Below are 20,383 nucleotides of genomic sequence, written 5' to 3'. Positions count from 1 at the left end.
AAAGGAGGCCACTCATGGCCAAGAAGATTGACGGCTATATCGGCCTGCAGGTTCCTGCAGGTTCTGCCACCCCCTCTCCGCCGATCGGCCCTGCATTGGGTCAGCGCGGCGTGAACATTATGGAATTCTGCAAGCAGTTCAATGCCGCCACCGGCGACATGGAAAAGGGCACGCCGATTCCAACCAAGATCACCGTCTTTGCGGACAAGAGCTTCACCTTCGTGATGAAGTCGCCGCCAGCAACCTACCTGATCAAGAAGGTTCTAGGCCTGAAATCCGGTTCGAAAGAACCCGGCAAGGTTTCGGCAGGAAAGATCACCCGCAAGCAGCTCGAAGAAGTCGCCACCCAGAAAATGGCTGACCTCAACGCGAACGACATGGACGCGGCTGTAAAAATCATCGCAGGCTCGGCGACCGCCATGGGCCTCGAAATTGTGGAGGGCTGAACTGATGGCAAAGCTGACCAAAAAAGCAAAATCGCTCGCGCATCTTGATGCCGACAAGCTGTATGGCGTTGATGAAGCGCTGAAAACCATCAAGGAACTGGCGACCGCCAAGTTTGACGAAACCATCGAAGTTGCGCTGAATCTGGGCGTCGACCCGCGTCATGCTGACCAGATGGTCCGTGGCATGGTTTCGCTTCCTGCAGGAACCGGCAAGGATATGAAGGTTGCCGTGTTCGCACGCGCCGACAAGGCCGCAGCCGCGACCGCTGCTGGTGCCGACAAGGTGGGTGCCGAAGACCTGATGGAAGACATGCTGGCCGGTAACCTTGATTATGACCGCGTTATCGCAACGCCGGACATGATGGGTATCGTTGGCCGTCTCGGCAAGACGCTGGGTCCCAAGGGCCTGATGCCAAACCCGAAGCTGGGCACTGTTACCATGGACGTTGCCGAAGCCGTCAAGGCTGCCAAGGCTGGCCAGGTTGAGTTCCGCGTTGAAAAGCAGGGCATCATCCACAGCGGCATCGGCAAGAAGAGCTTCTCCGACGCTGATCTTCGCAAGAATTTCGATGCGCTGGTCGATGCGGTTATCAAGAGCAAGCCAAGCGGTTCCAAGGGCAAATATGTCCGCAAGGTCGCCATCAGCTCGTCCATGGGCCCCGGCCTGAAGGTCGATCTGGCCGACGTTGCCGGCGCATAAGCCTGCACATATAGATTAGAATAGGGGGCTGGAGGGAAACTTCCGGCCCTTTTTCATGGTCGCTTAATCCAGCGACACAATCTCCACCGGCAGATCGTCGGTCTGCGCCTCGCAATATTGTTCGGGCCAATGCGCGAAGGGACGGACCGCGCCTTGGGTCCGCCACCGCTCGACCCGCCCAAGGTCGGCATCGGCAAAAACCCACGCCCCTTGCCCTTCGGTGCCGATCGCCACCACACCATCGTCGGGGCTATCGCCGTCAGGCGGAACGAAAACACCTGCCGCACCGTAATTTTCATCAAGCGCAGGCGACCAGGGCGCCATGCCGACCGTCGGTGCCTGCACCACGAAAATCTGGTTCTCCAGCGCCCGCGCCTGCGCCCCGATCCGGACGCGGTAATAGCCCTGCAAACTGTCGGTGCAGGATGGACAAAGGATGACCTGCGCGCCTGCTGTGGCTTGCGTGCGCGCTATCATCGGGAATTCGACATCATAGCAGGTCGAAATGCCCAGCATCCCCAGAGGCGTGCGGAAAACACGCAGACGGGTACCGCCCTTGATGTCCCATGATTCCCGTTCGAAGCGCGTCATCATGATCTTGTCCTGATGCCCGCTTTGCCCGTCGGGAAGATAGAGCGTCGCCCGGTTGACGATCCGCCCGTCGTCCACCCCATGCGGCCGCGTCCCGCCGAGCAGTGTGACGCCAAAGCGCCGAGCAAGATCGGTATAATGCGCGTCGATCTGTGGCCCCAGCGCCACGACCGCGCGCAACGACGCGTGCAGGTCGCCTGCGGTCGCGCTGTCGATCGCGGCCAGTTCCATCGCTGCATATTCCGGAAATACCAAAAGCTGCGCGCCCTGCCTCACCGCGTCGGCCACCCATTGCGCCAATTTGGCCTGCCAGACGACAAAGCTGTCGGGTTGCCCGACGGGATATTGGGCGGCGGCAATGCGGACCAAAGCGGTCACAGGTCGCGCATCCAAAATTGCATCTGGTGCGCGATTTCGGACGCATCACCCACATCCTGCCAGTGCAAAATGCCGGTCAGGCCGTCGACCGGCACATAGCCCCTCGCCCGCCAGAATGGATGCAGATCGCGGGGGCTAGCGGGCCGCATCGGATGATCGTCAGGGCGGATCACAGCGCAGAAAGCCGTCTGGACCGCCCCAGCCGCGCGGGCTGCAGCTTCGCGCGCGTCGAAAAAGCGGTGGCCGATACCTTGCCCTTGATAGGCGGGGAGCAAGACCGATTCCCCGAAATAGAAAATGCGCGCCACATCCAGTCCATGTCGCCGCAACGGTTCCTGAAACTCCGGCTTTTGTCCCGCCATCGGGGATGCTGTTGCCGCACCGACAATCGCGTCGCCATCCTGCGCCACGACCAACGCCGAACCAGGTTCGCGGATGAATTCGGCGAGATATTCCGCCTCATAATCCGCCGTCCCGTCATAGAGATAGGGCCAGCCCCGAAAAATACGGATACGCAGATCGGACAACGCCGGAATGGCGGCATGCCGTTCCTCTGCATCCGTCAACGTGCGGACGTCGACGGTCATGAAACCTGGGCGATCCAGTCGGCAAGATTATAATAGACCGAAACACGCGCAATCTTTCCGTCGCGAATTTCGAAGAAGCCGCCAGCAGGCAAGGTATAGCTTTGGCCGTGCGCCGCCGGGAAACCTTCGTCGGCAACCTTGTAGATGCCATGTACCATGAATTCGGCCGCCGCGCGCGCGCCATCCGGGCTGGTCATGATGATGATGTCCTTTAACTGCTCGCTATAGGCATGGTCCATCCGGCCCAGAAAGGCGCGGAATGCATCCTTGCCGCTTTCGCGATCGCCCTGATTGATGTCATGAGCAACATCATCGGTAAGGCAGGCCAAAATGCCTTCAATGTCCATGGCGTTGAACGCGGCATAATAATGTTCGATCAGGGCCATAGTGGTTTCACGGACATCCGGCATATTTACTCCTATCTTGCCTTGGCTATTCAACGTGACCGGATTAGGTCAGCGCGACAAAGCTTGTCCAGTAAGATAAATTGTCCAAAGCTGCACAAGATTTCGGGATTTCCACTGCCTCGCAGAGCGCGGAAATCCGCAACGGCCTTGACTCTCCCCCCAACCCTGCTAGTGGCGGCGACGTTCGGTGAGGCGACGGCCTTTCCGGACAACCGTCCGAGACAGTTGGTGATGGGAATTTGCCCATCTTAATGTCCAGCCTAGACGGGGATAGAGATTTCAGGTCTGGCCCTTGCGCCTGCCTTCGCCAACCACTCCCGACGTTCATTGTCGCGAGTTCGGCATGAAACTTCCCCACGGACTAAGTTACGGGTCACGCATTTGCGTGGTTCGAATGTCGTGTTGGGTTTGTCCGGTTCGCCGGAAAAACCCGAAAAAGGAGTAATGCATGAACCGTTCTGAAAAGACCGAAACAGTTGCATCGCTGAACGCCACTTTTAACGAAGCGGCGGTTGTTGTCGTTACCCGGAACCTCGGGTTGACGGTTGCACAATCGACCGACCTTCGTTTGAAGATGCGCGATGCGGGCGCAAGCTACAAGGTTGCCAAGAACCGTCTTGCCAAAATCGCCCTTGAGGGAACGCAATATGGTGCGGTAGCAGAATTGCTCACTGGACCTACAGCGCTCGCCACATCGTCGGACCCGGTCGCCGCTGCAAAGATTGCGGTCGAGTTCGCCAAGACCAATGACAAACTTGAAATTGTCGGCGGTGCGATGGGTGACACATTCCTCGATGTAAACGGTGTGAAGGCGCTGGCTTCGCTGCCATCGCTCGACGAACTGCGCGCTACGATTATCGGTCTTGTACAAGCACCGGCAACGAAGATCGCCCAGCTCACAACTGCACCGGCTGCGAAATTGGCGCGGGTATTTGGTGCCTATGCCGACCAGAAGGCGGCGTAATATTTTTGGATTAACCGGCTGCGTCCTTATGGGCGAGCCCTACAGATATTTAAGAAAATCGGAGTGTTATTTTTATGGCTGATATTGAAAAGCTCGTTGAGCAGCTCTCGTCGTTGACCGTTCTTGAAGCGGCTGACCTTGCAAAGGCTCTGGAAGAAAAATGGGGCGTTAGCGCCGCTGCTGCTGTTGCTGTTGCCGGCCCTGCTGCCGCTGCTGCACCTGCTGCTGAAGAGCAGACAGAATTTGACGTAATCCTGACCGGCGACGGCGGCAACAAGATTGCTGTCATCAAGGAAGTCCGTGCGATCACTGCACTTGGTCTGACCGAAGCAAAGGCTCTTGTCGAGTCCGCGCCAAAGGCGATCAAGGAAGGCGTGAACAAGGCCGAAGCCGAAGAAATCAAGGCGAAGATCACTGCTGCTGGTGGTACCGTCGAACTGAAGTAATTCGGTTTTCCTTAACGGGACAAAAAAGGGGCGGCCTAGCGATAGGCCGCCCTTTTTCATTTTGGCGGAGGGGTGTTTCAGGCTTAGCCGAGAATGAGAGCAGCTGCGGAAACCAGAGCCAGCATCATCAGCAGACGCGGCGGTACCGAAATTTTGAATGCGATGTGCATCAGTTGTTTCCCTCTTCAAATCCCAGCAAATCACCGGGTTGGCATTCCAGAACCTTGCAGATCGCTTCCAATGTGGAAAAACGGATCGCCTTGGCCTTGCCGGTTTTCAAGATCGACAGATTAGCCAGCGTGATGTCCACCCGTTCGGCCAATTCGGTCAGAGTCATCCGCTTGGCATAAAGCAGATCGTCCAGTTTGACAGTCACGGGCATCAGACGGTTCCTTCCAGCTCTTCACGCATTTCTGCGCCGCGTTCGAAAATTCCGGCAAGGATGAACACCAGCAGGATGGACAAGATACCGTTCAGCGAAAGGTCCAGACCGGTATCGGATTCCCCGAATAAGTCCGCCAGCTCGCCAGCCGCAAAGGCCAGTGGCATTCCGACGATCTGCAAGCCGACCATCAGCCAGCCGATCGCTTTCAACCGGACGGCGTTGGCCCGCACAAAGGGATCGCCCAGCTCAACACTGGCGATTATCGCCAGAAGTTTCCGCATGATCGTCCACAACATTCCAAGCACCATGATGCCCAAAGCAAAAATCGAAAGCAGATGCGGTAACAATGTCGACGGGTCGAGATTGGGATAGGATTTGGCGAGCTGTGCCATCGCGTCGGTCCAGTGGAATGGCAATATGACGCTCATCACCGCGAGAAAAACTCCTACCGCAGCGACAAGGCCCATAATGAGATACACCAGCCATCTGGTTACCCTTAAAATACGGTTGTCGGTAATTTCAGTCATATCGATCTCCAATATTGGTATTATTGATTATCAATATGTCATGATTCGAATAACGTCAAGAACATTATTGTTTTTCGATAAACATGGGCTTTGCTACGCTTTTCCTTTGAAACTTCCGGGACGACAAGGCACTCAATCTTCATGACTGACAATGCCGACCTTGCCGCGCTGATTCGCACGATCCCCGATTATCCCAAACCGGGGATATTATTTCGGGATGTTTCGACATTGTTGCTCGACGGTCCCGGATTTCGCGCAACAATCGACCGGATGGCGGCGATGGTCGCCCCGGACACGACATTGATCGCCGGAATTGAAGCGCGCGGTTTTGTCGTTGCGGCTGGTCTTTCTTACGCGCTGGGGCTGGGTAAATTGATGCTTCGCAAACCCGGCAAGTTGCCCGGTGAGAAGATCGGCACGGACTATGCCCTTGAATATGGCACCGACCGGATAGAAATGCATGTCGGCCATGTGCGTGACGGACAAAAAGTGTTGCTGGTCGATGATTTGATCGCCACCGGCGGCACCGCTTTGGCCGGAGTCGATCTGATCACAAGGGGTGGAGGTATTGTCGAACAGGCATTGTTCATCGTCGACCTGCCCGACCTGGGCGGCGCCGCAAAACTCCGCGCAAAGGGTATCAAGGTTGACTGCCTGATAGATTTCGAAGGCGATTGACGGCCCCTCGCATTTAGGCGGCGCATTCGTAACGGTTTCACTCGCTCGTCTTTGCCAACCTCAACTCATCATTGTCATTCCCGTCCTCCCTTTGTCGTTCCCGCGCAGATCGGAATGACAACTGGGGTCGCGGTTATCTCAAACGAAAGGTGGAGGTAGCCCCGCCCCTGATACCTTCTTTTCTTCTTCCTTCTGACGCAAAATTGTCAAACGAAAGTGTTACTTTGTTTCAACTCGAAAATCGAACGAATGACCCCTAGCCTCTCCCCATCGTTCAGTTTGAGAGTGAGCCTTTCGGATTGCCATCCCCCCGAAACCCCGAACAGGCAATCCCCTTCTGACCCTCTACCCCGAAAGGGGTTGGGGGTCATTTTTTGAGTTCAGCGCAGAGGCGGCGTGCCGCAGGTTTTGATTTCTTTAGGGTCGGGTCGACGCCCTGTCGGCGTGAAACGGGCAATATAGCCCCCCAATTTCAGCTCTTCGCTAAATCCGGTCAAACGGTATCCGACAGCTGCGAATTCGCAGAACAATAATTTCGGCGGAATGCCATGCTGGTCGGTTGGTCGGTCCCTGTCGACCACGATCACCTCGCCACTTTTTGCGATCGCGGGCCGCATGCGCCAGAGAAATGCATATGGCTCATCTACTTCATGATACATGTGCACCATGAAGATACGGTCAAAACTGTTTTCGGGCAGGCGGGGGTCGTCAACAGCGCCTTCCTTGATCGCCACATTATCCAGTTGCTCACGCGTCACACGTTCGCCCAAGCGGTCTAGCGCACCCCGATTGATGTCTTGCGCCAACACCCGGCCTTTTGGTCCGACACGCTCGGCCAGACGAATGGTATAATAGCCCTCGCCCGCCCCAATATCGGCGACTGTGGTACCGAGCTTTATGCCAGCCCAGTCCATCACAAACTGCGCTTCGCCCGCCTCGTCACGCGCGGCTTCGTTGGAAAACTGGGTATCTCCAGCTTCAGAAACGGGGCGATATGGACTCGGGAATCCAGCGGATGATTCTGTTCGATCATTTGAAGGCAATGATTGGTTGCAAGATGCCAATCCACTGCTGCCCAAAATGAGCATGGCAGCAATTATATGCCCACGACCCAAGCTCATAACGGTGCCAATAATTTTGCCTTTGCATCAAATTCAGCAAAAGCAGGTGCTATCCAATCGGGCAAAGATATTGGCCGGTGGGTTTCAAGATCGACATGGACGCTGACCAGATCAACCGTTGCGCGCAAATCTTCTGACCCGTCATCCCGCGCGCCGTGAATTTCGACGGTTTGCGTCATGCTCGTCCGCCCAGTCGCAATCGTCCGCGCCATGACGTCAATCATTTCATCGGGCAATATCGGCGCAAACCACGTCACTGTGGCTTTCTTCACATGAAATTCCAAAGGCGCCCCATCGGCACGTTCGCGTAATTTTGTTTCGCGCCAATATTCGGTAATCGCGACATCGGCATAGTCCAGATAGCGGGCGTTAAACACGACACCTTGGGCATCTGTTTCTGACCATCGCACGCGAAACCGGTGGCGAAAGGCGAATTCAGCGCGGGCCATTGTCAGATCGCCTTGGCTTGGCCGGGGGTGTTGACGCCCATGGATTGCAGATACCGCTTCACATTGCGCGCCGCTTGACGCAGCCGATGTTCATTTTCAACCATGGCGATCCGCACATAGCCTTCGCCATCCTCACCATAGCCAACGCCGGGCGCGACCGCGACCTTGGCATGGGTCAGCATCTGCTTCGAAAATTCGAGACTGCCGAGATGCGCGAGCGCGGGCGGCAATGGGGCCCATGCAAACATAGATGCACGTGGCGGCGGAATGTCCCAGCCTGCGCGTCCAAATGCCTCGACCAAGATGTCGCGGCGCTTGAGGTAAAGCTGCCGATTCTGCTCGACAATGTCCTGTGGTCCGTTGAGCGCCGCGCAGGCAGCGGCCTGTATCGGGGTAAAGGCACCATAATCCAGATAGCTTTTGACCCGCGTCATCGCGGCAATCAACTGCCGGTTACCCACGGCAAAACCCACCCGCCATCCGGCCATGGAATAGGTTTTGGACAGCGATGTAAATTCCACCGCGACATCCTTGCCACCCTTCACCTGCAAGATGGAGGGTGTGGGGTTGCCGTCAAAATAAAGTTCCGAATAGGCAAGGTCGGACAGGATCCAGACCTTATTCTCTTTCGCCCATGCGACCAGTCGCTCGTAAAAGGCCAGATCAACGGTCTCGGCCGTCGGGTTGGACGGATAGTTCACGACAAGAATAGACGGGCGCGGCACGGTAAAGGCCATGGCCCGCTCCAGGGAACGGAAGTAATTCTCATCCGGCGTCGTCGGCACAGAGCGGATCGTGGCGCCTGCAATAATGAAGCCGAAGGTGTGAATGGGATAGCTAGGGTTCGGGGCGAGCACGACGTCTCCCGGGGCGGTGATGGCGGTGGCAAGGCTCGCCAGACCTTCTTTTGAACCCATAGTCACGACGACTTCATGTTCCGGATCGACATCCACGCCAAAGCGGCGGCCATAATAATTGGCCTGCGCTTTTCTGAGGCCCGGTATGCCTTTGGACGCGGAGTAGCCGTGGGCATCGGGCTTCTGCGCCACTTCGCACAGTTTCTCGATCACATGGGGTGGCGGCGGCAGATCGGGATTGCCCATGCCAAGGTCGATAATATCCTCACCCGCCGCACGGGCGGTCGCGCGCATCGCATTGACTTCGGCGATGACATAAGGCGGCAAACGCTTGATGCGGTAGAATTCTTCGGACATTGGCTCCCGTTTCCGGTTTGAGGTTTCAAGTCCGACCTTCATGGTCGAACTTTTCCCCCATTTCCAGAAAAACTATGCCGGTTATCGCGGACGGTTGCCCTTTGCCTTGTGCTTTACCCCATGTTTCGAAGGCGCAGGACCGTCCTTGCGAAACGGACGGGCACCATCACGCGGGGCCGGACCACCACGCGGGCCATCGCCGCGCGGACGATCGCCACGCGGTTTATCGCCAAAGGGACGGTCGCCGCGGGGCTTGTCACCGCGCGGGTTGACGCCCAACTGGGCGCGTTGCGGACGGTCACCGTCACGGCCACGGCGCTTGTTTTCGCGCGCAGCCTCGCGGGGTGGGCCGCTGGCCTGCATGATTTCGACATCATTGTCTTCATCATGACCCGGTTGCGCGATTGCCTTGGCGAATTTTGCAACGGCAGCGGCGGCAATTCCGACATGCGTTTCATTGGCAGCGATGCGAATTGCGCCAATGTCGTTTTTGGTCACGCCGCCACGGCGGCACAGCAAAGGCAAAATCCATTTGGGATCGGCATTGTTGCGGCGACCGATGTTGAGGGTGAACCAGACCGAGTCATCAAAACCGGCGCGCTGGTTGTCGCGCGGCTGTTCGCGGCTGCCGTCATCAAGCATATCGGCGGCTTGCGGCATACGGGCACGGTGCACGCGGACCAAAGCGGCGGCAATATCTTCCGCCGACATGGTTTCCAGCAACCGGGCACCCAGCGTGCGGTCTTCGTCCTCGACCTCGACCGGGGTCAGAAGCGTTTCCAGCAGACGGTCATGATCCTTTGCGCGGATATCGGCGGCGGTCGGAACCTTGATCCAGTCTGCCTCGATCTTCGCGCCGCGCAGCATCGATTCGACCCGCTTGCGACGTTGATAGGGCACGATAAGAACCGCTGTACCTTTGCGTCCGGCACGTCCCGTACGGCCTGAACGATGCTGCAATCCTTCGGCATCGCGGGGCAGTTCGACATGAACCACCAACGACAGGTTAGGCAGATCGATCCCGCGTGCAGCCACATCGGTTGCAACACACACCCGCGCACGACGGTCACGCAGCGCCTGAAGCGCCTGGTTCCGTTCGCTCTGGCTATGCTCACCAGAAAGCGCGACCACATTGAAGCCACGCTCGGTCAGATTGGCGTGCAGATGCCGCACATTTTCGCGCGTCGCGCAAAACAGAATCGCCGTTTCCGCTTCGTGCAGGCGGAGCAAATTGACCACGGCATTTTCAATGTCCGGCGGGGCGACCGTAACAACCTGATAACTGATATCGCCATGCCCGCGATCTTCGCCGACCGTCGAAATACGCAGGGCATCGCGCTGATACCGCTTGGCCAGCGATACGATCGGCTTTGGCATCGTCGCCGAAAACAGCAGCGTCCGGCGGCCTTCCGGCGTGGCGTTCAATATTTCTTCAAGCTCTTCACGGAATCCCATGTCGAGCATTTCGTCGGCCTCATCCAGAACCGCGACCTTAAGCGCGGACAGGTCGAGCGCGCCGCGCTCGAGATGGTCGCGCAGACGGCCCGGCGTTCCGACCACGATTTGTGCGCCTTGCGACAGGTTGCGCCGTTCCTTGGAGGCATCCATGCCACCGACGCAGGTTGCGATCCGCACCCCGGCCTTGCCAAAGAGCCACATCAATTCGCGGCTAACCTGCAATGCAAGCTCGCGCGTAGGCGCAATAATAAGAGCTGCAGGCTCACGGGCGAGGCTGACGATGCCGCCGTCCAGGATCTGCGGGGCCATCGCCAGACCAAAGGCAACTGTCTTGCCCGATCCGGTCTGCGCCGAAACAACAAGGTCGCGCCCTTCAGCTTCAGCCGCGATTACAGCGGTTTGCACAGGGGTCAGCGCGGTATAGCCACGCGCGGTAAGCGCTTCGTCGAGAAGCGGGGGGATATTTTCAAATGTCATATATCGCGCCCAATGCGCTCTTTTTGTTGCAATGTCCATGCTGCGCCGCACAATAAAACGATGCTTAGACAAATGCGTTGCTTGGGTTATGCAAGTCACATGGCCGATTCACAAAATTTTCCGCCCTTCATGGACCCTGAACAATTTGCCAAGATGATCGACGGCACCGGTGCGGTTTCGACCGATCCGTTGACCGCATATCAGAAAGCGCTCGATGCATGGGGTCAGGTTCTTGCCCCGCTCGCCAAGGCAGGCCGGGACAAGGTTGATCCCAAAGACCGGCGCTTTTCCTCGGCGCAATGGGAACATCCGGTATTTGACTTGGTTCGCCAGGGCTACCAGGTGATGTCCGACTATATGCTGGGCGCCGCCGAACAGCTTGATAACATTCCCGAAGCGGAAAAAGCAAAAATCGGCTTTGCGATCCGCACGGTGGTCGAGGCGATGAGCCCGGCCAATTCGCCGTTCACCAACCCCGTTGCGCTTGAAAAGGCCGTTGAGACAAAAGGCGCTAGCCTGATGTCGGGAATGCAGCATTTGCTGAACGATATGCAACGCGGCCAACTGACCCATACCGATCCCAATGCGTTCCGACTCGGTGAAAATATTGCGGCAACGCCGGGCAAAGTCGTACATCAGACCCCGTTATACCAATTGCTGCAATATGAACCAACGACCGAAAAGGTCTTGGAAACGCCGCTCATCATATTTCCACCGTGGATCAACCGCTTCTACATCCTCGACCTGACGGCGGAGAAAAGCTTTATCAAATGGTGCGTTGACCAAGGCATTACGGTATTCGTCGTGTCCTGGAAATCCGCCGACAGTTCGATGAAGGACGTTGTTTGGGACGATTATATCGCAGCCCAAATTGATGCCATCGACACGGTTCGTGCCGGGTTGAAGGTCGATGACGTCCATGCCATCGGCTATTGCGTTGCAGGCACCACTTTGGCGGCCACTCTGGCCATTTTGTCGGCCAAGGGTGAAGCCGAAAAGGTAAAAAGCGCGACTTTCTTCACCGCGCAGGTGGATTTCAGCCAAAGCGGCGAATTGCTCAATTTCATTGATGAACATCAGCTCAAGATGATCGAGGCCCTCGCCGCACCGCAGGGTTATCTGGATGGCCGCTATCTGGCGCTCAGTTTCAATCTGTTGCGGGGCAAGGATCTGATCTGGTCAACCGTGGTCAAAAACTATCTGCTGGGTGAGGAATATCCGGCGTTCGACCTGCTGCACTGGAACGGCGATGTCACGAACCTGCCTGCCCAATGGCACCGCGACTATTTGTGCGACCTATACCGCGACAACAAGTTGGTCATTCCCGGTGCGCTATCCGCACTGGGTACGCCGATCGACCTGACCAAAGTCAAAACGCCAACCTATATTCAGGCTGGCCGCGATGACCATATTGCACCGGTGGAAAGTGTCTGGAAATTGCAGGATCATTTTACCGGACCGATCAAATTCCTGCTCGCCGGAAGCGGGCATATTGCAGGGGTTGTCAATCCGCCTGTGCTGGAAAAATATCAATATTGGACCAACAATGGCAAGGTGGCGTCGCTGGAGGAATTTATCGCCGGCGCAACCGAGACGAAAGGCAGTTGGTGGCCCGACTGGCTGAGCTGGATCACGCACCAAAGCGACAAAATGGTTGCCGTAAAAGGTGCGCGCATACCCGGTGAAGGCAAGCTAAAGGCGCTGGAATCTGCGCCGGGCAGCTATGTGAAAGCGCGATGAGTTAATTGAGGCGACCCCTTCTCCCGCTTTCGGGGACAGCGTGTGTAAAAATCGTCAAATTACCCTGTACCGTCACCCTGAACTCGTTTCAGGGTCCATTCATCAGCCTGTCACGCCGTTTCCGTGACAAGCCACGCCATGACGCACGGTTGTTCGTTTTTATACCTTTTGGCCTCAGTTGCACGATGGACCCTGAACCAAGTTCAGGGTGACGGAGTGAGAGAGTTCAGGGTGACGGAGTGAGAGAAAAAATAGCCCTGTCCTCTCCCGCTTTCAGGAGAGGAGTAAGGCCTTCAAATTACCCCCACAAAACTACTCCGCCTTTGGCGCTGCCGCGCTTGCATTTTCCGGCAGGCCACCCAGTTCAGTGACCATTTTCTTGTACGCATCAAGGTAAGCGAGCACGATAACCTGGCCGATGTCGCTATTCTGATAGCTGCCACCCCCGGCTCCGGCGAGACCGCCACCCCACCATGCACCGCCGCCTGCACCCCAGCTGAGATCGGACTTGCGGTAATAGCCTTCTGACAGCGCTTCAATTTCGGTGGTTCTCACATTGACGACCGACAGCGATACGCTGGCTTCCTTTTTGGAAACCTTCAGTCCGCCGACCAGCCCGCCGATAAACCGGCCGCCCAACGCGCCTGCCAAGCCGCCCGCGATCCCGCTTCCGCCCGAATTGCTGTTGCGGCTGATGATGTCGGGCACGATCACATAGTCGGCGGCCTTCACCTGCCGTTTGCCGATGTTCGACCCGCGTTGCAACTCGCCGGAATCGCCGAGAGCACGCTCAACCGCACGTGCAGCAAGGCCGCCGCCGCGATCGACAAGCGAGAAGCAGCCCGATTTCTGCACGAAAAATTTGATGACCGCTTCGGGGTTGGAAAGCCCGAGTTCACTCCACCATTGGGTTTCGGGCTCGGTAATCGCCACGGTGCCCAATTTACGGGTGCAGACCGGGATTTCGGTCATATTCTTGTCTTGCGCTTTCTTGGCAGAAGACTTGTCTTCCTTCGCAAAGGCAGGTGCCCCGGCACTTAGTAACGCACCTGCCAATAATGTGGAAATAATCCGTCGCATCGCAGTCCCTCCGGTGATGACAAAACCTTGGTTTGCCTAAAACAGATGTTATGGTGCGACCCGTTGCGACTTTTATATCCCTCTGTTTTCCCGATTGCCAAGCGCAAAGCACGAAATCATTCAAAAAAGCCGAAATGTCGACAAGCGCGAGTTGACGTTTACGTAAACGTTCGGTAACACTGTCCAAACGCTTCAGAGGAGAGTCGCCATGCAATTGGAATTCAGTCCCGAAGAAATCGCCTTCCAGCAGGAAGTACGTAGCTTCATCGCCGAAAATTACCCCGAAAACCTGCGCTCTGTGCAGGATGAAGGCCATGATCTTTCGAAAGAAGATTTCCTGTCCTGGCACCGCATTCTCGCGAAAAAAGGCTGGATCGCCCCTGCATGGCCGGTCGAATATGGCGGCACCGGCTGGACCGCGACGCAGCGTTTCATCTGGTCGGAAGAACTTGCCGCGGCGGATTGCGTCGGCACCATGCCCTTCGGCCTGTCGATGGTCGGTCCGGTTATTTATACCTTTGGCACGCCGGAGCAAAAGGCTCGCTTCCTTCCCGGCATCCTGTCGGGCGATGACTGGTGGTGTCAGGGTTATTCCGAACCCGGTTCCGGTTCCGACCTTGCTTCGCTGCGTACCAAAGCTGTTCGCGATGGTGACGATTATATTGTCAACGGCCAGAAAACATGGACGACGATGGCGCAACATGCCGACTGGGGCTTTTTCCTTGTTCGCACCGATCCGGATGCCAAGCAGCAGGAAGGCATCAGCTTTCTATTGATCGACATGAAATCGCCGGGCGTCACGGTCCGCCCGATCATCACTTTGGGTGGCGAACATGAAGTCAACGAAGTCTGGCTCGAAGAGGTCCGCGTTCCGGTCGATCAGCGCATTTACGAAGAAAACAAGGGTTGGACCTGCGCCAAATTCCTGCTCGCCCACGAACGCACCGGCATTGCAGCGGTTGCCCGTTCGAAGCGCGGCGTGGAAAAGATCAAGCAGATCGCCCGCACCGAAATGGACGGCGACAAGCCTTTGCTCGCCAATGCCTTTTTCAAGCGCAAGATTTCGGAGCTGGAAATCGACCTGACCGCGCTGGAATTCACCGAACTGCGTAGCCTCGCCGGTGAAGCAGCGGGCAAAGGCCCGGGTCCTGAATCGAGCCTGTTGAAGATCAAGGGATCTGAAATCCAGCAGCGCATCACCGAACTCGCGCTGGAAGCGGTGGGCCATTATGGCGCGCCTTATTTCCGCGGCTTCGGCGAAGGCGACAATGAACATCCCATTGGTCCCGATTACGCCCACCGCGCAGCGCCGACCTATTTCAACACCCGCAAGACGACGATTTACGGTGGATCGAACGAGATCCAGCGGAACATCATCGCCAAGATGGTGCTGGGGATTTAAGCGATCCGACGGTCCCCCTCCCGCATGCGGGAGGGGTTAGGGTAGGGTGAAAGCGATTATTGCTTCAACCGACCCTCCCCCAGCCCCTCCCGCAAGCGGGAGGGGAGCAAAGCCGCCGAACAACGACAACGAAGAGAGAACAGCCACATGGATTTCAGCTACACCGAAACGCAGGACATGATCCGCGAGACACTCAGCCGGTTTCTCGCCGACACCTATGATTTCGACAGCCGCGGCAAGATGATTGCCAGCGCCACCGGACGCGATGCCGGTATCTGGAAAGCACTGGCGCAGGATCTGGGCATGCTGGGCGCGTCTTTTAGCGAAGAACATGGCGGTCTTGGTGGCGGACATCTCGAAAACGCATTGATCATGGAAGAACTGGGCAAGGTCATCGCAATCGAGCCCTATTTGCAGACCGTGGTTCTGGGCGGCGGCGCCCTGAAGGCTGTTGGCGGTGCCATTGCGGATGCAGTTATTCCTGAAATCATCGGCGGCAATGTCGTGATTGCCTTTGCCTATGCCGAACCGCAGGGCCGTTATAATCTCGCCAATTTGCGGACCACCGCCAAGAAGGATGGCGCAGGATATGTGCTGAACGGCCATAAGGGCGTGGTTTATGCTGCACCTTGGGCAAGCCACCTGCTCGTGACCGCCCGCACCGGCGGATCGGGCAGCGAAGCCGCTGGCGTTTCGCTGTTCCTGATCGACGCCAATCTGCCCGGTATCGTGCGCCGCGATTATCCGACGGTGGACGGGTTTCAGGCATCCGAAATCTATTTCGAAAATGTCGCCATCCCCGGTGATGCGTTGCTCGGTGGCGAAGGCGCTGGCCTGCCGCTGATCGAACAGATTGTCGACGAAGCCACTGTGGCCGTGTGCGCCGAAGCCTGCGGCGTTACATTCAAGCTGCATCAGGGCACATTGGAATATGCGCGGCAGCGTAATCAGTTCGGCCAGCCTATTTCGCGCTTCCAGGTGCTGCAGCACCGCATGGTCGATATGTTCATGGAAGTTGAACAGAGCAAATCCATGACGACCATGGCGACATTGAAGCTCGACCTACCTGCCGCAGAACGCATGGCGGCCGTATCGGCGTGCAAGGCAAAGGTATCGCGGGCCGCCAAATTTGTTGGCCAGAACGCGATCCAGACCCATGGCGGTATCGGCATCACGCAGGAACTGGCCATCGGCCATTATTTCAAACGCGCGACGATGATTGAAGGCCAGTTCGGTTCAGCCGATCATCATTTTGACCGGTTTGAAAAGTTGACCTTGGCGGAGTGAATTAGCTTGACGCACTGTATCTCCTCCCCATCGACTTGCGATGGGGAGGTGGCAGGCAAAGCGGCTGCTTTGACTGACGGAGGGGCATGCAACGTTGAAGTCCCCTCCGTCACGCTTCCGCTACGCTCCAGCGCGCCACCTCCCCATCGCAAGTCGATGGGGAGGAACATATCGTAGGCCCCCATTCCCAATTATTGTGCAGTGCAACATTTTTTATTGACATAGCTTGCACGACTCATTATTGTGCAGTGCAACACAACAGAAATGGTGCTCGATATGGCAAGCAAGGCAACTACAACCGTAACTTCCAAACCTGCGAAACCCGCAGCGCCGAAAGCTGCGCCTGCCAAGGCGGCTCCGGTTGCTGAAAAGGTTCAAGCTGAAAAGCCTGCGCCTGTTGCCGCAGCGCAGTCTGAAACTTTGGTTACAAAAATCGTCTCTGTTGAAACAACCCCGATTGCTCAAGGAGTAACAAAAATGACCGATACCGTTAAAGCCACCACCGAAAAGGCCACTGAATTTTTCGCAGACATCCGCGTCAAGGCAACCGAAGCTGCTGAAAAAGGCAAGAAGATGGCTGCTGATGCTGTTGAATTCAACAAGGCAAATGTTGAAGCCATGATCGAAGCCGGCAAGATCGTTGCCAAGGGCGCGCAAGACATGGGCAAGACCAACATGGACTATGCCAAGAAGAATTTCGAAGAAGTTCAGGTTGCTGTCAAGGAAATGACCGCAGTCAAGTCGCCAACCGATTTCGTCAAGCTGCAAGGCGAGTTGGCTCGCAAGGGCTTTGACACTGCGGTTGCACAGGGTTCGAAGAACACCGAAGCCATGGTTAAATTGGTAAGCGACATGTTCCAGCCAATTTCGAACCGCATTGCGGCAACGACCGAGTTTTTCAAGAAGGCTGCGTAAGCACCGCTTGAATATTGTGCCGGTGCGCTAACGTGCACCTGCTGCCCTCTCTCCTCCTCCCAATGGCGGTGGGAAAGCCAAAGGCGAACCGGCGCAATGAAATAGAAAACCGCCCTGTCCCATGCGGACAGGGCGGTTTCTTTTTGCCTGTCACCATGGGACAGGCGACGAAATGCAAATTCGCCCCTTGCGCTCTGCCCCTGCCCTATCCTATTTTAGGGCAATGCAGATACACATGATCGAAGATGAAGATGGCGACGACAAGGGCGGCTCTGGACGCCCCGGAGTAGGCCTCGCCACACGCACGCGGCCCAAGACCCAGAAACCCAGCCAGTATAAGGTGCTGTTGCTGAACGATGATTACACCCCGATGGAATTCGTCGTCCATGTTCTGAAGGCCTTTTTTTCGATGGATACCGATCAGGCCACCCGCGTGATGTTGCATGTCCACCAGAAAGGTGTCGGAGTGTGTGGCATCTTTACCTACGAAGTTGCTGAAACCAAAGTCACCCAAGTGATGGATTTCGCCGCAAAAAACCAGCACCCACTGCAATGCACATTGGAAAAGGCATAAAGGAACCTGCTTGCCTGAAAACCGTTTCACGCTAAATACCGGCGATGGACAAGATAATAGTACGCGGCGGCAACGCGCTTAAGGGGAAAATTCCGATTTCAGGGGCCAAGAATAGCGCGCTGACGCTGCTGCCCTGTGCCTTGTTGACTGATGAACCGCTCACATTGCGGAATTTGCCGAGACTCGCCGACATTGACGGGTTCCAGCATTTGCTGAACCAGTTTGGCATATCGACCGCCATCGCAGGTTCGCGCCCGGAAGATTTCGGCCGAGTCATGACGTTGCAAGCGACACGCCTGACAACGACCGTGGCGCCCTATGAATTGGTCCGAAAGATGCGCGCGTCTATTCTCGTATTGGGGCCAATGGTGGCACGTGCGGGCGAAGCGACAGTTTCACTGCCAGGTGGATGCGCTATCGGTAACCGGCCGATCGATCTGCACCTGAAAGCTCTTGAGGCATTTGGCGTCGAAATTGAACTGGCCGCAGGCTATGTGAAGGCCATGGCACCTGACGGTATTCCGGGTGGCACCTATACATTTCCAGTGGTGTCGGTGGGTGCGACGGAAAACGCGTTAATGGCGGCCAGCCTCGCCAAGGGAACCTGTGTTTTGCACAATGCGGCGCGTGAACCTGAAATTGTCGATTTATGCAATTTGCTGGTCGATATGGGCGCTGAGATTGAAGGTATTGGCACGTCAGACCTAGTCATCCACGGCAAGGACCGGCTGCACGGCGCAACCTATCGGGTGATGAGTGACCGGATCGAAGCGGGCAGCTATGCCTGTGCAGCAGCGATTACCGGCGGAGATGTCGAACTGATCGGTGCCAAAGCCGACGAGATGGATGCAACCGTCAACGCCTTGCGTCAGGCCGGTGTCACCGTTGAAGAAACCAAAACCGGTATCAGGGTTACATCGGACGGCAAGTTGAAACCGCTGACCATATCAACCGCCCCCTACCCCGGATTTGCCACCGATATGCAGGCGCAATTCATGGCGATGTTGTGCATGGCCGACGGCGCCAGCGTATTGACCGAAACAATCTTTGAAAACCGTTATATGCATGTGCCTGAGCTGAATCGCATGGGCGCGCATATTGAAACCAAGGGCCGGACTGCGATTGTCCATGGCGTCAAAGGCCTGACGGGTGCGCCCGTTATGGCAACAGACCTTCGCGCTTCCATGAGCCTGGTGATCGCAGGACTGGTTGCCGAGGGTGAAACACATGTCAGCCGACTATACCATCTTGATCGGGGCTATGAACGGCTGGAAGAGAAGTTACAGCTTGTCGGGGCAGATGTGGAACGGGTCGGGTCAGATTGACCGGACACATCACGCCCCTTGCCAAAGCGAGATTTTTGCGTCATTTTCACGTCGAGATATGACCCTATGACCATCCAGACCCCTTTGCCAAAGCGAATGCGCCATCCGGTTCTGGAATCAATACGCCACAGCCCGATTGCGACCGTCGTCAGCGACCCATTGCAGGCCGACAACCCCCTGATCGCCGTGAACGCCGCTTTTTGTACAATGACGGGCTATACCGAGGAAGAATCAATCGGTCGCAATTGCCGTTTTTTGCGTGGCCCCGACACCGAAAATTCGCAGACGGAAAAGTTGCGCGAATCCATTCATGCGCGGCGGCCCGCGCTGGCGGAACTCATCAATTATCGCAAGGATGGAACACCCTTTCGCAACGCGGTCATGATCGCACCGCTGTTCAGCGACGAAGGCGTGCTTGAACTATTCGTCGGGTCACAGATCGAAGTCTTGCCCGAAGAAGAGAGTATCGCCGTGGTCAGGCAACAGCAGGCCGCCGAAATCGTTGACCGTCTGTCCCCGCGTCAGCGCGAGATTTTGCAGCAAATGGCCCAGGGTTTTCGCACCAAGCAAATCGCATTCCGCCTGTCGTTAAGCGAAAAAACGGTGCAGATGCACCGCATGTTGATGTTTAAAAAATTATCGACATCGAACGCCGCCGATGCCGTCCGCATCGCGGTAGAAGCAGGGCTTTAGGGTCGCGACGTCGGCTTTTACAGACGTTCACCTGTATAGGCCAAATCCGGTATTTTGTTTTCTACGCTGGCGGCGCAAAACGCTTTATAACAGGTGAACGGCAATTTGGTCTAATCCACGCCCGGTCTTATCCCTCCTTAGACATGGAGGGCGTTGTGGTCAGAATGCAGCAACCCTCCGCTGCTGATGATCTCAGACATTTGCCGTCCGCCTGTAACCTTTTACCAAACGCATCATCCGGAAATTGCACGCAATACCCGGGTCGCAATTGTACCGCCATAGCCTAGCTATCGGCGGTACTTTTTTGCCGTGCCACCAACCATAAACGAATGGCGCTGGCCAAGCCACAGGGGGTTTGGGATTCCAGCCGTTCTACATCAATCTGCGCCACAAGGGCGTTGACGGGCAATTTTTTGCTGTCTGCTGCCGATTTGAGCGCGTCCCAGAATAGCGGCTCCAGACTGATGGAAGTTTGGTGCCCGGCAATCGTCATGCTGCGCTTGACCGGCGGGTGATAGATTGAATTATGTGTCACAAAT

The 20,383-nt window shown here is 56.5% G+C and carries 23 protein-coding genes; 12 read left to right on the top strand and 11 right to left on the bottom strand.

The window, feature by feature from the left end:
• Positions 1–14: 14 nt before the first annotated feature.
• Entirely contained in the window at positions 15–446 is a 432-nt protein-coding gene (rplK, locus tag EUU23_RS00915) for a 50S ribosomal protein L11 (RefSeq protein WP_160352264.1), read from the top strand.
• A gap of 4 nt (positions 447–450) precedes the next feature.
• Positions 451–1,146, top strand: coding sequence for a 50S ribosomal protein L1 (gene rplA, locus EUU23_RS00910; RefSeq protein WP_160352263.1), 696 nt, complete (start codon positions 451–453; stop codon positions 1,144–1,146).
• Positions 1,147–1,209: 63 nt separating this feature from the next.
• On the opposite strand, the gene EUU23_RS00905 is transcribed toward rplA, so the two are convergent.
• The 3 genes from EUU23_RS00905 to EUU23_RS00895 are packed head-to-tail and all read right to left on the bottom strand — an operon-like array spanning position 1,210 to position 3,112.
• On the bottom strand, positions 1,210–2,115 hold the full coding sequence (locus EUU23_RS00905; protein ID WP_160352262.1) for a nitrilase-related carbon-nitrogen hydrolase: 906 nt from the start codon (positions 2,113–2,115) through the stop codon (positions 1,210–1,212).
• Positions 2,112–2,702 (bottom strand): GNAT family N-acetyltransferase, encoded by a 591-nt coding sequence (locus EUU23_RS00900; protein WP_160352261.1) that lies wholly within the window; start codon positions 2,700–2,702, stop codon positions 2,112–2,114. The genes EUU23_RS00905 and EUU23_RS00900 overlap by 4 nt, the downstream gene beginning before the upstream one ends.
• On the bottom strand, positions 2,699–3,112 hold the full coding sequence (locus EUU23_RS00895) for a ketosteroid isomerase-related protein (RefSeq protein WP_160352260.1): 414 nt from the start codon (positions 3,110–3,112) through the stop codon (positions 2,699–2,701). Before EUU23_RS00895 ends, EUU23_RS00900 begins: the two co-directional genes overlap by 4 nt.
• Before the next feature lie 445 nt (positions 3,113–3,557).
• On the opposite strand from EUU23_RS00895, the gene rplJ reads away from it, so the two are divergent.
• Complete coding sequence (gene rplJ, locus EUU23_RS00890; protein ID WP_160352259.1) at positions 3,558–4,073, top strand: 50S ribosomal protein L10; 516 nt, start codon at positions 3,558–3,560, stop codon at positions 4,071–4,073.
• Positions 4,074–4,147: 74 nt separating this feature from the next.
• Positions 4,148–4,519, top strand: a complete 372-nt coding sequence (gene rplL, locus EUU23_RS00885) for a 50S ribosomal protein L7/L12 (protein WP_160352258.1) — start codon at positions 4,148–4,150, stop codon at positions 4,517–4,519.
• A 169-nt stretch (positions 4,520–4,688) separates the two neighbouring features.
• On the opposite strand, the gene EUU23_RS00880 is transcribed toward rplL, so the two are convergent.
• Both EUU23_RS00880 and EUU23_RS00875 read right to left on the bottom strand, forming a co-directional pair.
• Positions 4,689–4,901 (bottom strand): helix-turn-helix domain-containing protein, encoded by a 213-nt coding sequence (locus EUU23_RS00880; RefSeq protein WP_160352257.1) that lies wholly within the window; start codon positions 4,899–4,901, stop codon positions 4,689–4,691.
• Positions 4,901–5,431, bottom strand: a complete 531-nt coding sequence (locus EUU23_RS00875; protein WP_160352256.1) for a DUF2975 domain-containing protein — start codon at positions 5,429–5,431, stop codon at positions 4,901–4,903. The genes EUU23_RS00880 and EUU23_RS00875 overlap by 1 nt, the downstream gene beginning before the upstream one ends.
• Before the next feature lie 141 nt (positions 5,432–5,572).
• Here EUU23_RS00875 and EUU23_RS00870 point away from each other — a divergent pair, with 141 nt between their 5' ends.
• Complete coding sequence (locus EUU23_RS00870; protein WP_160352255.1) at positions 5,573–6,109, top strand: adenine phosphoribosyltransferase; 537 nt, start codon at positions 5,573–5,575, stop codon at positions 6,107–6,109.
• A 380-nt stretch (positions 6,110–6,489) separates the two neighbouring features.
• Here the strand turns inward: EUU23_RS00870 and EUU23_RS00865 are convergent, their stop codons facing one another.
• The 4 genes from EUU23_RS00865 to EUU23_RS00850 all read right to left on the bottom strand — a co-directional run bounded on the left by EUU23_RS00865 (position 6,490) and on the right by EUU23_RS00850 (position 10,828).
• Complete coding sequence (locus EUU23_RS00865) at positions 6,490–7,230, bottom strand: class I SAM-dependent methyltransferase (protein WP_160352254.1); 741 nt, start codon at positions 7,228–7,230, stop codon at positions 6,490–6,492.
• Entirely contained in the window at positions 7,227–7,679 is a 453-nt protein-coding gene (locus EUU23_RS00860; protein ID WP_160352253.1) for an acyl-CoA thioesterase, read from the bottom strand. Before EUU23_RS00860 ends, EUU23_RS00865 begins: the two co-directional genes overlap by 4 nt.
• Positions 7,680–7,681: 2 nt before the next feature.
• Entirely contained in the window at positions 7,682–8,893 is a 1,212-nt protein-coding gene (locus EUU23_RS00855) for an LL-diaminopimelate aminotransferase (protein ID WP_160352252.1), read from the bottom strand.
• An 81-nt stretch (positions 8,894–8,974) separates the two neighbouring features.
• Positions 8,975–10,828, bottom strand: coding sequence for a DEAD/DEAH box helicase (locus EUU23_RS00850; protein WP_160352251.1), 1,854 nt, complete (start codon positions 10,826–10,828; stop codon positions 8,975–8,977).
• Positions 10,829–10,927: 99 nt separating this feature from the next.
• On the opposite strand from EUU23_RS00850, the gene EUU23_RS00845 reads away from it, so the two are divergent.
• Positions 10,928–12,568 carry a PHA/PHB synthase family protein gene (locus tag EUU23_RS00845; protein WP_246155988.1) on the top strand — a complete coding sequence of 547 codons (1,641 nt, stop codon included), beginning with the start codon at positions 10,928–10,930 and terminating at the stop codon, positions 12,566–12,568.
• Between the two features lie 312 nt (positions 12,569–12,880).
• On the opposite strand, the gene EUU23_RS00840 is transcribed toward EUU23_RS00845, so the two are convergent.
• Positions 12,881–13,648 carry a CsgG/HfaB family protein gene (locus EUU23_RS00840; RefSeq protein WP_160352249.1) on the bottom strand — a complete coding sequence of 256 codons (768 nt, stop codon included), beginning with the start codon at positions 13,646–13,648 and terminating at the stop codon, positions 12,881–12,883.
• Between the two features lie 208 nt (positions 13,649–13,856).
• Between EUU23_RS00840 and EUU23_RS00835 the strand changes: the two genes are divergently transcribed.
• The 6 genes from EUU23_RS00835 (at position 13,857) to EUU23_RS00810 (ending at position 19,844) form a co-directional block, all read left to right on the top strand.
• Positions 13,857–15,050 (top strand): acyl-CoA dehydrogenase family protein, encoded by a 1,194-nt coding sequence (locus EUU23_RS00835; RefSeq protein ID WP_160352248.1) that lies wholly within the window; start codon positions 13,857–13,859, stop codon positions 15,048–15,050.
• Between the two features lie 147 nt (positions 15,051–15,197).
• Positions 15,198–16,337: an acyl-CoA dehydrogenase family protein gene (locus tag EUU23_RS00830; protein ID WP_160352247.1), complete on the top strand. Its 1,140-nt coding sequence runs from the start codon at positions 15,198–15,200 to the stop codon at positions 16,335–16,337.
• Positions 16,338–16,613: 276 nt separating this feature from the next.
• A complete protein-coding gene (locus tag EUU23_RS00825; protein ID WP_160352246.1) occupies positions 16,614–17,252 on the top strand; it encodes a phasin family protein in 639 nt (212 codons plus the stop codon).
• Positions 17,253–17,475: 223 nt separating this feature from the next.
• Entirely contained in the window at positions 17,476–17,826 is a 351-nt protein-coding gene (clpS, locus tag EUU23_RS00820; RefSeq protein WP_425505092.1) for an ATP-dependent Clp protease adapter ClpS, read from the top strand.
• Between the two features lie 44 nt (positions 17,827–17,870).
• Positions 17,871–19,151, top strand: coding sequence for a UDP-N-acetylglucosamine 1-carboxyvinyltransferase (gene murA, locus EUU23_RS00815; RefSeq protein WP_160352244.1), 1,281 nt, complete (start codon positions 17,871–17,873; stop codon positions 19,149–19,151).
• Between the two features lie 66 nt (positions 19,152–19,217).
• Entirely contained in the window at positions 19,218–19,844 is a 627-nt protein-coding gene (locus tag EUU23_RS00810) for a helix-turn-helix domain-containing protein (protein WP_246155986.1), read from the top strand.
• A gap of 283 nt (positions 19,845–20,127) precedes the next feature.
• On the opposite strand, the gene EUU23_RS00805 is transcribed toward EUU23_RS00810, so the two are convergent.
• Complete coding sequence (locus EUU23_RS00805) at positions 20,128–20,379, bottom strand: ribbon-helix-helix domain-containing protein (protein ID WP_343032665.1); 252 nt, start codon at positions 20,377–20,379, stop codon at positions 20,128–20,130.
• Between the last annotated feature and the right edge of the window lie 4 nt (positions 20,380–20,383).

It is taken from the genome of Sphingorhabdus profundilacus, from assembly GCF_009769755.1.
Lineage (GTDB): Bacteria > Pseudomonadota > Alphaproteobacteria > Sphingomonadales > Sphingomonadaceae > Sphingorhabdus_B > Sphingorhabdus_B profundilacus.
The sequence above is the reverse complement of the archived record's forward strand: the minus strand, read 5'-3'. Positions and strand labels throughout refer to the sequence as shown.